This window comes from Agromyces sp. SYSU T00194 (assembly GCF_040496035.1).
Classification (GTDB): domain Bacteria; phylum Actinomycetota; class Actinomycetes; order Actinomycetales; family Microbacteriaceae; genus Agromyces; species Agromyces chitinivorans.
In genome coordinates, this window is sequence record NZ_JBEPJZ010000002.1 from 486676 (window position 1) to 499078 (window position 12403).

A 12403-nucleotide genomic window follows, 5' to 3' on the forward strand; every position below is an offset into this window, starting at 1 on the left:
GACACGGTGCCCGCGAACCTGACCCGTGCCGAGGCGGAGGCCCGAGCGGCCCTCGTCGAGGTGGAGCGCTACGACGTCGCGATCGATCTGACCCGCGGCGACACGCACTTCGGCAGCGAGACGGTCGTGACCTTCACCGCCGCCGAGGGCGCCTCGACGTTCATCGAGGCGACCGCCGATGCCGTGCGCGAGGTCGTGCTCAACGGCCGAGCGCTCGATGCGGCCGACGTGTTCGCGGGCGACCGCATCCGCCTCGACGGGCTCGCCGCCCGCAACGAGCTGCGGGTCGTGTTCGACGGCGCGTACACGAACACCGGCGAGGGGCTGCACCGGTTCGTCGATCCGGTCGACGGCGCCGTCTACCTGTACACCGAGTTCGCGGTGGCGCAGGCGAACCGCGTCTTCGCCGTGTTCGACCAGCCCGACCTCAAGGCGCGCTTCCGCTTCACGATCACCGCGCCCGACCACTGGCAGGTGCTCGGCAACGCGTCGACGCCGCTGCCGACGGAAGGGCTCGCGGCCGGCGCCGCCGTCTGGGAATTCGACGACACCCCCGTGATGTCGAGCTACATCGTCGCGCTCGTCGCGGGGCCGTACGCCCTCTGGCGCGACACCGCCGAGCTCGACGACGGCCGCGTGGTGCCGCTCGGCGTGTTCACCCGCGCGTCGCTCGCGCGCTACGCGGACCCCGAGTTCATGTTCGAGACGGTCCGGCGCGGCATCCGCTTCTACTCCGACAACTACGGCGTGCCGTTCCCCTACGAGAAGTACGACCAGATCTTCGTGCCCGAGTACAACTGGGGCGCGATGGAGAACATCGGCGCGGTCACCTTCAACGAGGCGTACCTGTTCCGCTCGCGCGTGCCGGAGAGCCGCCGGGAGCGGCGCACCCTGGTCGTGCTGCACGAGCTCGCGCACATGTGGTTCGGCAACCTCGTGACCATGAAGTGGTGGAACGACCTGTGGCTGAACGAGTCGTTCGCGACCTGGGCCTCCACGCTCGCCACGGCCGAGCTCAGCGAGTTCACCGATGCCTGGGCGAGCTTCGCGACGAGCGACAAGTCGAACGCCGCGCGCCAGGACCAGCTGCCCTCGACGCATCCGATCGTCGCCCGGATCACCGACCTCGCCGACGTCGAGGTGAACTTCGACGGCATCACCTACGACAAGGGCGCGTCGACGCTGAAGCAGCTCGTCGCCTGGGTCGGGCTCGACCCGTTCCACGCGGGGGTCGGCGCGTACCTGCGCGCGCATGCCGAGGGCAACGCCACGCTCGCCGACCTGCTCGGCGAGCTCGAGGCGGCGAGCGGGCGCGACCTCGGAGCCTGGTCGCGGGCCTGGCTCGAGACGGCCGGCGTCAACACGCTGCGCACCGAGATCGAGACGGATGCCTCGGGGCGCATCACCTCCTTCGCCATCGCGCAGGAGGCGGTCGCCGACCACCCCGTGCTGCGCCCGCACCGCATCGCGGTCGGCTGCTACGACCGCGGCGACGATGGCGTGCGGCGGGTGCGGCGCATCGAGCTCGACGTCGACGGCGCGCGCACCGAGGTGCCCGAGCTCGTCGGCACCGCGCGGCCCGACCTCGTGCTGCTGAACGACGACGACCTCACCTACGCCAAGGTGCGGCTCGACGCGGCGTCGACGGCGTTCGCGCTCGACCACCTCGGCGAGATCGCCGACCCCGTGGCGCGCGCCGTCGTCTGGGGCGCGGCGTGGGATGCGACCCGCGACGCCGAGCTGCCGGCGAGCGACTTCGTGCGGCTCGTCATCGGCAACCTCGGCCACGAGACGACCTCGTCGGCGCGCACCTCCGCGCTCGCCCGACTGCAGGCCGCGCTCGACCGCTACGTCGCCGGGGACCACCGCGAGCAGCTGCAGGCCGAGGCCGGCGACGCGTTGTGGAGCCTCGTGCAGCTCGCCCCGGAGGGCTCCGACGAGCAGCTGCAGTACGCGCTCGGGTTCGCGCGGATCTCGTCGACGCCCGCCCAGGCCGACGTGCTCGCCGGACTCGTCGACGGCGTGGTGCAGGTGCCCGGCCTCGAGGTCGACACCGACCTGCGCTGGGAGCTCGTGATCGCCCTCTCCGCACTCGGCGCCGCCGACGACGAGCGGATCGCGGCCGCGCTCGCCGCCGACGACACCGCCAAGGGGCGCCAGCACGCTGCGACCGCGCGCGCCGCGCGCCCCGACGCCGAGACCAAGGACGCGGCGTGGGCGGCGGTCGCGACCGACACGACGCTGTCCAACGACATGGCCCGGGCGATCTCCACGGGGTACCTGCGCGCGCACCCGGTGTCGCTGCTCGAGTCGCGCGTCGGCGACTACTTCGCGATGCTCCGAGACGTGTGGGCCGGCCGCAGCTTCACCATGGCCGACCTGATCGTCACGCACCTGTTCCCGGCGCCCGTCGTCGCTGCGGGGACCGAGCGCGCGGCCGCCGAGTGGCTCGCCGCCAACGCGGACGCGCCCGCCGCCCTGCGGCGCCTGGTCGCGGAGGGACACGCGGAGCTCGCGCGCGCCCTGGCCGCCCGCGCGCGCGACGCCGCCGCCGCTGCCGAGGCCGCCGTGCCCGACGGGAGCACCGCATGAGCGAGCCGACGAGCTTCTACGAGGAGGTCGGCGGTGCCCCCGTGTTCGCACGACTCGTCGCCGAGTTCTACCGCGGGGTCGCCGACGACGAGGTGCTGCGGCCGATGTACCCCGAGGAGGACCTCGGCCCCGCCGAGGACCGGCTGCGCATGTTCCTCGAGCAGTACTGGGGCGGCCCGACGACCTACGGCGAGCAGCGCGGGCACCCCCGCCTGCGCATGCGGCACATGGGCTTCCACGTGAACCCCGACGCGCGCGACCGGTGGCTCGCGCACATGCGCCGCGCGGTGGACAGCCTGGAGCTGTCGCCGTTGCACGAGGGTATGCTCTGGGACTACCTGCAGCGCGCCGCGTTCGCCATGGTGAACACGTTCGAGGAGACGCCTCCGCCGTCCTCCTAGTCGCGCTCCGACGACGAAGGAGTCCGACGTGGCCCGAGCCGACCTCGATCATCCCGATGCGATCGTGGTGGGAGCCGGCCTCGCCGGGCTCGTGGCCGCCTCCGAGTTGGCCGAGGAGGGCCGCAGCGTCGTCATCGTCGAGCAGGAGCCGGAGGCGTCCCTCGGCGGGCAGGCCTGGTGGTCGTTCGGCGGGCTGTTCCTGATCGACACCCCCGAGCAGCGCGCCATGGGCGTGCACGACAGCCTCGCGCTCGCGCGCGAGGACTGGTACGGCTCGGCCGGCTTCGACCGCGACGAGGACCTCTGGGCCCGGCGCTGGGCCGACGCCTACCTCGAGTTCGCCGCCGGCGAGAAGCGCGCCTGGCTGCGAGAGCGCGGCGTCGGGTTCTTCCCCGTTGTCGGCTGGGCCGAGCGCGGCGGCGGCCTCGCCTCCGGGCACGGCAACTCCGTGCCGCGCTTCCACATCACCTGGGGCACCGGCCCCGGCGTGGTGGAGCCGTTCATCACGCGGGTGCGCCACGCGGTGCACCAGGGGATGGCGGCGGCGCGCCACCGGCACCGCGTCGACGGGCTCATCGTCGAGGACGGCCGCGTGGTGGGCGTGCGCGGCGCCGTGCTCGCCCCGAGCGACGCGGCGCGCGGCGAGACCTCCAACCGCACCGTCGCGGGCGACTTCGAGCTCCGGGCGCCGGCCGTGATCGTCACGAGCGGCGGCATCGGCGGCAACCACGACCTGGTGCGCGCGAACTGGCCCGAGCGGCTCGGCCCGCCACCGGAGTCGATGCTGTCGGGCGTGCCGTCGCACGTCGACGGCCGCATGCTCGGCATCACCGAGGCCGCGGGCGGCCGGCTCGTCAACGGCGACCGCATGTGGCACTACACCGAGGGCATCCGCAACCACTCGCCCGTCTGGCCGGCCCACGGCATCCGCATCCTGCCGGGCCCCTCGTCGATGTGGTTCGACGCGACCGGCGCGCGCATGCCCGCGCCGTGCTTCCCGGGCTTCGACACGCTCGGCACCCTCGAGCACATCCTCGCGACCGGGCACGACCACAGCTGGTTCGTACTCACCCAGCGCATCATCGAGAAGGAGTTCGCGCTCTCGGGCAGCGAGCAGAACCCCGACCTCACGGGCAAGGACGTGAAGCTGCTGGCCCAGCGCGTGCGACCCGGCGCCCCCGGCCCCGTCGAGGCGTTCAAGGAACGCGGGGCCGACTTCGTGGTCGCCGACACGCTCGACGAGCTGCTGCGCAAGATGCAGGGCCTCTCACCCGGCGGCATCCTCGACACCGACCGCATCACGCGCGAGATCGTCGCCCGCGACCGCCAGATCGACCACCCGTTCGGCAAGGACCTGCAGGTGCAGGCGATCCGCGGCGCCCGCCACTACCGCGGCGACAAGCTCATCCGGGTGGCACCGCCGCACCGCATCCTCGACCCGAAGGCCGGGCCGCTCATCGCGGTGAAGCTGCACGTGCTCACCCGGAAGTCGCTCGGCGGCATCCAGACCGACCTCGAGTCGCGCGTGCTCGGCGCCGACGGCACCCCGGTGCCCGGGCTCTACGCCGCCGGCGAGGCGGCCGGGTTCGGCGGCGGCGGCATGCACGGGTACCGCGCGCTCGAGGGCACGTTCCTCGGCGGATGCCTCTTCAGCGGTCGCGCCGCGGGGCTCGCGGCCGCCCGCGCGGCGTCGTAGGCGTCGGCGGGCGTCCGCCCGCACCCGCGACGCGGGGCGTGCCGGACGGCGCGCCCCGGGGGCATCCGCTCGCTCAGCCCTTCAGCGACCACGCCCGACGCCGCACGAGCACGTGGCCGCGACGCGTGGACAGGCGCGTCCAGGGACCGGTCTCGAAGATCGCCACGTCCTCGTCGCCGCCGAGGAACCCGAGGCTGAGCGCGGCGAACGCGGCACCCGCCGGCACGAACTCGAGCCCCTCCATGGGGCGGCCCCAGACCTGCGAGCGCACCTTCTCGACGATCTGCTCGCCGGAGTTCTCGGGCACGACGTCGGCGACCTCGGCGATGCCGATGCGGGCCGCATCCTCGAGCACCTGCTGCGGCACCGGGTCGTGCGGCACCCAGCCGCCGCGCGGGGGCGAGATGCCCGCCCAGGTCACGGTGCTCACCCCGTGCGGGCGCGTGAACGGCACGGCCGCCTCGCCGTCGCCCGACCGGGTCAGCGCGTCCTCGACGCGCATGGTGAGCGACCGCATGGGCACGACGTCGTCGAACTCCGCGCGGTCGGCCAGCGAGAAGGTGCGCAGGCCGAGCACCGTCGGGGTCTCGTCGAGGATGCCCCTCGGGTACAGGATCGCGGTGTAGACCGCGAGGATGCCGGACCCGCCGATGATCCGGACGGAGCCGTCGTCGACACGCGCAGCCCGTCCGAGGTAGGTCTGGAGGTCGCCGAGCGACAGGCGGTCGGCGAGGTGGATCGATTCGCTCATCTCTGCTCCCTAAACTACCAAGAGCATCGCTCGGGTTCCGCCTCGGGCGGGGCGCGCCCACCGCACCACCCCGACACGTGGAGGCCCCGTGAACGGACCGATCGACGGATTGCTCTCAACGCTCCACCTCACCGACACCGCGGCGCGGACCGACGAGGACATCTTCACCGGCCCCTCGCAGTGGATGCCGCGGGGACGCGTGTTCGGCGGGCAGGTGCTCGCGCAGTCGCTCATGGCCGCGTCGCACACCGTGCCGGAGGACCGCGCGGTGCACTCGATGCACGGCTACTTCCTGCGGCCCGGCGACGTGAACGACCACATCACCTTCGCCGTCGACCGCATCCACGACGGGCGGTCGTTCTCGACCCGGCGCACGCAGGCGTACCAGGCCGGGCTGCCGATCCTGTCGATGATCGCATCGTTCCAGGACTCCGATGACGGCATCAGCCACCAGGTCGACATGCCCGCGGACATCCCGGACCCCGAGTCGCTCCCGACCGCCGCCGACGTGCTCAGCGACGTCGACCACGCGATCGCGCGGCACTGGGCCACCGAGCGGCCGTTCGACATGCGGCACGTGCCCTCGCCCATCTACCTCTCGGTCGAGGGGCCGCGCGTACCCCACCAGGCCGTCTGGCTGCGCGCGCTCGGCACGATCGGCGACGACCAGAAGCTGCACCGGGCCGCGCTCGCCTACGTCAGCGACTACTCGATCCTCGAGCCCGTGCTGCGCCGCCACGGCATCCCCTGGGCGACGCCGGGGCTGAAGGTCGCGAGCCTCGACCACGCCATGTGGTGGCACCGCGACGTGCGCGTCGACGATTGGCTGCTCTACGTGCAGGAGTCGCCGAGCGCCGGGGGCGGCCGCGGGCTGTCGACCGGCCGCATCTACAGTCGCGACGGCGTGCTCGTCGCGAGCGTCGCGCAGGAGGGCATGGTGCGCGTGCCGGCCGCGGCGCGCGACTGAGGCGGCGGATGCGGGGCAGCGGCGCCGCGCGACCCCGAAAGCTGAACACTCGCCGAGGATCCGCTGATCGGGTCTCGGACCACGGCAGAATGGCCCCCACGACCGGTGGATCGAGGAGGCACGATGGGTGACGCGGGACGACTGACGCGGAGGACGGCGCTCACGCTCGGTGCCGGCGGGATCGCCGGCGGCGCGGCGCTGCTCGCCGGCTGCAGCCCGACGGACGGCACGGGCGACGGTGGCGCGTCGGAGGACGCCTCGTCGACGCCGGACGCCGGCGTCGCAGCCGGCACGGTCATCGCCTCGGTCTCGGACATCCCCGTCGGCGGGGCGATCTCGGCCAGCGTCGACGGCAACCCGGTGCTGCTTGCGCAGCCCACCGAGGGCGACGTGGTCGCCTTCAGCGCGATCTGCACGCACCAGCAGTGCGTCGTCGGGGTCGAGCAGGCCGCGTTCGTGTGCCCGTGCCACGGGTCGCGGTTCGACACCGCGACGGGCGACGTGGTCAACGGCCCGGCGCTCGAGCCGCTTCCCGCGGTCGCCGTGAGCGTCGACGGCGACGACGTCGTGGCCGGCTGACCCGGTGGATTCGTTCATCGTCGCGGGACTGCCCGCACACGTGCTGATCGTGCACCTCGCGGTGGTCGCGGTGCCCGTGCTCGCGCTGGCGCTCGTGGTGGCGGCCGCATGGCCGGCCGCCAGGCGCGTGCTCTGGACCCCGCTGCTGGTGCTCGCCGCGCTCTCGGTGGCGCTCGTCGCGGTCGCACAGGAGGCGGGCGAGTGGCTCGAGGAGCGCGTGCCGGAGGCACCGCTCATCGAGCAGCACGCCGACCTCGGCGAGACCGTCCTGCCCTGGACGATCGGCCTCGCGGCGGTGACCGCGATGGTCGCGATCTGGGACCGCGTCGAGCAGGTCGGATCGCGTCGGGGCGGGGCGCCCGCGCGCGGCGTGCGTGTCACGATGGGCATCGTGCTGACGGTGCTCGCGCTGGTCGCGGGAACCGGCGCGACGGTCGCGACGGTGCTCGCGGGCGACTCGGGCGCGCGCGCCGTCTGGGAGGGCTCGTTCAGCGAGACGCCGCTCGACGACTGACGCGCGGCATCGGCCCCGCCGTCAGGAGCGGCGGCGGAAGCGCAGCGGTTCGTCCTGGTAGGGCGTCCACGCGGTGAGTTCGTGGTCGTTGATGCGACGCGGCCGGCCGCTCGCCGCGTCGACCAGCACGATGGTCGTCGCGGCCCGCGCGTAGAGCGTGCGCGGCTCGCTGCCGACCGGGGCGAACACCTCGTAGCAGACGTCGAGCCGCGCGCCGCTCATGTTGGCGATCCAGAGCTCGACGTCCAGCGGCGAGCGCAGGTACGGCACGGGCGCGAGGTACTCGACCTCCTGCCGCGCGATGAGCGTGATCGTGTCGGCGCCCGGGCGACCGTCGATGACGGCCGTCGAGGCGCCGACGGCCGCGTCGCGCGCGTCGTGGCTCACCCAGAACGCCTCGATGCGCGCCTCCTCGAGGAGGCGCAGCATCTCGGCGTTGTTCACGTGCCCGTAGGCGTCGAGGTCCGACCAGCGCAGCCGGATGGGCACGTGCAGGCGCATGCTCAGTCGCGCGTGAGCTTGCGGTAGGTCGACCGGTGAGGCTTGGCCGCGTCGGGGCCGAGGCGCTCGATCTTGTTCGCCTCGTACGCCTCGAAGTTGCCCTCGAACCAGTGCCAGTACGACGGGTTCTCCTCCGTGCCCTCGTAGGCGAGGATGTGCGTCGCGATGCGGTCGAGGAACCACCGGTCGTGGGTGATGACCACGGCGCAGCCGGGGAACTCGAGCAGCGCGTTCTCGAGGCTGCCGAGCGTCTCGACGTCGAGATCGTTGGTCGGCTCGTCGAGCAGGAGCAGGTTGCCGCCCTGCTTGAGGGTGAGCGCGAGGTTCAGTCGGTTGCGCTCGCCGCCCGAGAGCACGCCCGCGGGCTTCTGCTGGTCGGGCCCCTTGAACCCGAAGGTGGAGACGTACGCACGGCTCGGCACCTCGGTCTTGCCGACCTGGATGTAGTCGAGGCCGTCGGAGACGACCTCCCAGAGCGTCTTCTTCGGGTCGATGCCGCCGCGCGACTGGTCCACGTACGAGATGTCGACCGTCTCGCCGACCTTCAGGTCGCCGCCGTCGAGCGGCTCCATGCCGACGATGGTCTTGAACAGCGTGGTCTTGCCGACGCCGTTCGGGCCGATGATGCCGACGATGCCGTTGCGCGGCAGGGTGAAGCTCAGGCCGTCGATGAGCGTGCGGTCGCCGAAGCCCTTCTTCAGGTTCTTGGCCTCGAGCACGACCTGGCCGAGGCGCGGCCCCGGCGGGATCTGGATCTCCTCGAAGTCGAGCTTCCTGGTGCGCTCGGCCTCCGCGGCCATCTCCTCGTAGCGGGCGAGGCGCGCCTTCGACTTCGCCTGGCGGCCCTTGGCGTTCGACCGCACCCACTCGAGCTCGTCCTTCAGGCGCTTGGCGAGCTTCTGGTCCTTCTTGCCCTGGACCTGGAGGCGCTCCTCCTTCTTCTCGAGGTAGGTCGAGTAGTTGCCCTCGTAGGGGTAGAGGCGCCCGCGGTCGACCTCGCAGATCCACTCCGCGACGTGGTCGAGGAAGTACCGGTCGTGCGTGACGGCGAGCACGGCGCCGGGGTACTTGGCGAGGTGCTGCTCGAGCCAGAGCACGCTCTCGGCGTCGAGGTGGTTGGTGGGCTCGTCGAGCAGCAGCAGGTCGGGCTTGCTGAGCAGCAGCTTGCACAGCGCCACGCGCCGCTTCTCACCGCCGGAGAGGTGCGCGACCGAGGCGTCCGACGGCGGGCACCGCAGTGCGTCCATCGCCTGCTCGAGCTGCGAGTCGAGGTCCCACGCGTCCGCCGCGTCGATGTCCTCCTGCAGCGTGCCCATCTCGGCCAGCAGGGCGTCGAAGTCGGCGTCGGGGTCGGCCATGGCGGCCGAGATCTCGTTGAACCGGTCGATCTTGCCCTTGATCGGCCCGACGCCCTCCTGCACGTTCTCGAGCACCGTCTTGGACTCGTCGAGCTCGGGCTCCTGCATGAGGATGCCGACGCTGTAGCCGGGCGAGAGTCGCGCGTCGCCGTTCGAGGGCTGGTCGAGGCCGGCCATGATCTTCAGGATCGTGGACTTTCCCGCGCCGTTCGGGCCCACGACGCCGATCTTGGCGCCGGGCAGGAACGCCATCGTCACGTCGTCCAGGATGACCTTGTCGCCGACCGCCTTGCGGGCGCGCACCATGGAGTAGATGTATTCCGCCACCGGGGTGATTCTCCTCTTGGGTCGTGTTCCGGGCTCGCGCTCGCGAACCCCTCGCGGCCACGATCGGCCGCCACGTCTGGGGTGCCGGCGCACGGGTCACCCCCGCGGCACGGCGCTCCCCCAAGCCTACCCACGTCGCCCCGGTGGCACGGCCCCGCCGCCGAACCGCGTGCGGCCGGCGGTCGCCGGGATGCGTCAGGACCGCGGCGCACCCTCCGACGACAGCGGGGCGGCCCAGCCGTCGGCCGGCAGGAACGCGTCACCGCCGTCCGGCGCCTCGCCGCGCGTCGACGTCGCGCCCGCCTGCTCCGCGGCGGTCTCCTCCGCGGTCGGTCGCTCCGGCCGCTCGGCGACGGTGCGCACCCAGCGCAGGTCGTGCCCGATCGCGTCGGCCTCCACGTCGACCGCGATGCCGCGCCGGTCGCCCGCCTCCCACGAGCGCACCTTGAGCCTGCCCGCCACGACGACGTGGTCGCCGCGCGAGAGCGACTCGGCCGCGTGCACCCCGAGGCGGCGGAACGCGCTGACCGTGTACCAGTTGGCCTCGGCATCGACCCACTGCTGGGTCGGGCGGTCGAACCGGCGGCCGCCGGTCGCGAGCCGGAAGGTGGTGAGCTCGACGCCGCCGGAGATCACGCGGTGCTCGGGCTCGGTGCCGAGCGTGCCGACGAGGGTGATGCTGTCGTGCATGGTGGGTTCCTCTCTGCAGTCACGGATGCGACCGGGCCGACGCCCGGCCGCGACGCCGGAGGACGGGGCTCGTGCCGGAACCCGCCCTCCGGGTCGCGCTGCGAGTCTCGTCGCACGAGCGGCGGCGAGGGCCGCATCGGCCGCGAGGCATCCGCCCGACCGCCGACGCAACCGCTGTGGAGGAGCCGTGGTCGTCGCGGCCCTAGAGTTGCGGGCATGGACTACGTCGCCGCCGATACCCGATACGACTCGATGGACTACCGGCGGGTGGGCCGCAGCGGGCTGCGCCTGCCGGGGCTCTCGCTCGGGCTCTGGCACAACTTCGGCGACGAGCGCGGCTTCGACACCCAGCGCGCGATCGTGCGGCGCGCGTTCGACCTGGGCGTCACCCACTTCGACCTCGCGAACAATTACGGCCCACCGCCCGGCAGCGCCGAGGCGAACTTCGGGCGCCTGCTCGCCACCGACCTCGCGCCGTACCGCGACGAGCTGATCGTCTCGAGCAAGGCCGGGTACGACATGTGGCCCGGTCCCTACGGCGAGTGGGGCTCGCGCAAGTACCTGCTCTCGTCGCTCGACCAGAGCCTGGCCCGCCTCGGGCTCGACTACGTCGACGTCTTCTACTCGCACCGCCCCGACCCCGACACGCCGATCGAGGAGACGATGGGCGCGCTCGCCTCGGCGGTGACGCAGGGCAAGGCGCTCTACGTCGGCATCTCGAACTACGACCCCGAGCAGACGCGCGCCGCGCAGGCCGCGCTCGCCGACCTCGGCGTGCCGCTGCTGATCCACCAGCCGCGCTACTCGATGTTCGACCGCACGCCGGAGGGGGGCCTGTTCGACGCACTCGACGACCTCGGCACCGGCGCGATCGTCTTCTCTCCGCTCGCGCAGGGCATGCTGACCGAGCGCTACCTCGACGGCATCCCGAGCGACTCCCGCGCGGCGACCAGCCGCTTCCTCTCGGAGTCGCAGATCAGCGCCGAGTACCTCGAGCGGGTGCGCGGGCTCCGCGACATCGCCGCAGCGCGCGGCCAGTCGGTGGCCCAGCTCGCGCTGAGCTGGGTGCTGCGGGTGCCCACGGTGACGAGCGCCCTCATCGGCGCCTCCAGCGTGTCGCAACTCGAGCAGAACCTCGCCGCGCTCGACGCACCGGCCCTCACCGACGACGAGATCGCCGCGATCGAGCCGTTCGCGGCGCACGGCACGCGCCTCGGCTGACGCGGCGGACCTGAGCACTCCTCGGGCGCGCCTCCACCGCTTCCGCCGCGCGCCGACGTAGCCTGCGGGCATGCAGTGGTGGAACGCATTCACGGACTGGTTCTTCGACCCCGAGACCCGCCCCGTCCTCCTGACGGCGGCGGTGCTCTTCCTCGCGGTGCTCGTCTCCGGGCTCCTCGCGGCCTGGATCGCACGCTCCGCCGTGCGGGGCATCGTCACCCGGCAGGAGCGCGAGCTCCGATCGTCGGCGGTCGCCGCGCTGGTGGACGCCGCGACCGAGGCATCCGTCTGGAACTCCCTGACCCCGCAGGAGCAGGTGCTCTCCGACCGCGCCGTGGGCCTCGCCGACGTGCGGTTGCGGCTGCTGCCGGTGAAGGGCGCCGACGTCGCGGCGAACTGGGCCTCGCACCAGCTGCACGAACTGAAGCGCGCCTCCGCCACGTTCGGCTACCAGCTCGACCCTGCCGTGGGCGAGTTCCGCGACCGCATGGTCGAGTGGCAGCGTCGCCCGGCACGCATGCGCCGGCAGTTCCAGAGCGACCTCGAGCGGTGGCGCACGCAGGGCGCCGATCCCGAGCAGGCCGCCGTCGACCAGCAGGACGAGTGGGTCGCGCGCCAGCACCACGAGCGCTACGCGGGCACGCGAGCGGATGCCTCGGGCGACACGACTCCCCCGGCTCCTGCGGCTCCCGCGTCCGCGTCCGACACCGCGGAGCAGAGCCCGGTCAGCGTGGGTGCGCCCCAGCCCCGCCAGGACGCCACGCCGACCGGGAGCACGCCCACCGCACGCTAGCGACCCGGGCCGC

General features: G+C 73.0%; 12 protein-coding genes. 8 read left to right on the forward strand and 4 right to left on the reverse strand.

What is annotated here, in order from left to right:
• The first annotated feature begins 6 nt into the window (after positions 1–6).
• The 3 genes from pepN to ABZK10_RS15085 are packed head-to-tail and all read left to right on the forward strand — an operon-like array spanning position 7 to position 4689.
• Complete coding sequence (pepN, locus tag ABZK10_RS15075; RefSeq protein WP_353810112.1) at positions 7–2592, forward strand: aminopeptidase N; 2586 nt, start codon at positions 7–9, stop codon at positions 2590–2592.
• Positions 2589–2993, forward strand: coding sequence for a globin (locus ABZK10_RS15080; RefSeq protein ID WP_353810113.1), 405 nt, complete (start codon positions 2589–2591; stop codon positions 2991–2993). The genes pepN and ABZK10_RS15080 overlap by 4 nt, the downstream gene beginning before the upstream one ends.
• A 28-nt stretch (positions 2994–3021) precedes the next feature.
• Positions 3022–4689: an FAD-binding dehydrogenase gene (locus ABZK10_RS15085; protein WP_353810114.1), complete on the forward strand. Its 1668-nt coding sequence runs from the start codon at positions 3022–3024 to the stop codon at positions 4687–4689.
• Between the two features lie 73 nt (positions 4690–4762).
• Here the strand turns inward: ABZK10_RS15085 and ABZK10_RS15090 are convergent, their stop codons facing one another.
• Positions 4763–5440, reverse strand: coding sequence for a DUF8185 domain-containing protein (locus ABZK10_RS15090; protein ID WP_353810115.1), 678 nt, complete (start codon positions 5438–5440; stop codon positions 4763–4765).
• Positions 5441–5540: 100 nt separating this feature from the next.
• Between ABZK10_RS15090 and ABZK10_RS15095 the strand changes: the two genes are divergently transcribed.
• The 3 genes from ABZK10_RS15095 to ABZK10_RS15105 all read left to right on the forward strand — a co-directional run bounded on the left by ABZK10_RS15095 (position 5541) and on the right by ABZK10_RS15105 (position 7500).
• Complete coding sequence (locus tag ABZK10_RS15095) at positions 5541–6407, forward strand: acyl-CoA thioesterase (protein ID WP_353810554.1); 867 nt, start codon at positions 5541–5543, stop codon at positions 6405–6407.
• Between the two features lie 123 nt (positions 6408–6530).
• Positions 6531–6986, forward strand: coding sequence for a QcrA and Rieske domain-containing protein (locus ABZK10_RS15100; protein ID WP_353810116.1), 456 nt, complete (start codon positions 6531–6533; stop codon positions 6984–6986).
• A 4-nt stretch (positions 6987–6990) separates the two neighbouring features.
• Entirely contained in the window at positions 6991–7500 is a 510-nt protein-coding gene (locus ABZK10_RS15105) for a hypothetical protein (RefSeq protein ID WP_353810117.1), read from the forward strand.
• Between the two features lie 21 nt (positions 7501–7521).
• Here ABZK10_RS15105 and ABZK10_RS15110 read toward each other — a convergent pair whose 3' ends face one another.
• From ABZK10_RS15110 to ABZK10_RS15120, 3 genes are all read right to left on the reverse strand, one after another.
• Positions 7522–8001, reverse strand: coding sequence for an acyl-CoA thioesterase (locus ABZK10_RS15110; RefSeq protein WP_353810118.1), 480 nt, complete (start codon positions 7999–8001; stop codon positions 7522–7524).
• 2 nt (positions 8002–8003) lie between these two features.
• Positions 8004–9686: an energy-dependent translational throttle protein EttA gene (ettA, locus tag ABZK10_RS15115; RefSeq protein ID WP_353810119.1), complete on the reverse strand. Its 1683-nt coding sequence runs from the start codon at positions 9684–9686 to the stop codon at positions 8004–8006.
• A 195-nt stretch (positions 9687–9881) separates the two neighbouring features.
• A complete protein-coding gene (locus ABZK10_RS15120) occupies positions 9882–10376 on the reverse strand; it encodes a single-stranded DNA-binding protein (RefSeq protein WP_353810120.1) in 495 nt (164 codons plus the stop codon).
• 216 nt (positions 10377–10592) lie between these two features.
• On the opposite strand from ABZK10_RS15120, the gene ABZK10_RS15125 reads away from it, so the two are divergent.
• Both ABZK10_RS15125 and ABZK10_RS15130 read left to right on the forward strand, forming a co-directional pair.
• Complete coding sequence (locus ABZK10_RS15125; RefSeq protein WP_353810121.1) at positions 10593–11597, forward strand: aldo/keto reductase; 1005 nt, start codon at positions 10593–10595, stop codon at positions 11595–11597.
• A 70-nt stretch (positions 11598–11667) separates the two neighbouring features.
• A complete protein-coding gene (locus ABZK10_RS15130; RefSeq protein WP_353810122.1) occupies positions 11668–12390 on the forward strand; it encodes a hypothetical protein in 723 nt (240 codons plus the stop codon).
• Positions 12391–12403 lie beyond the last annotated feature (13 nt).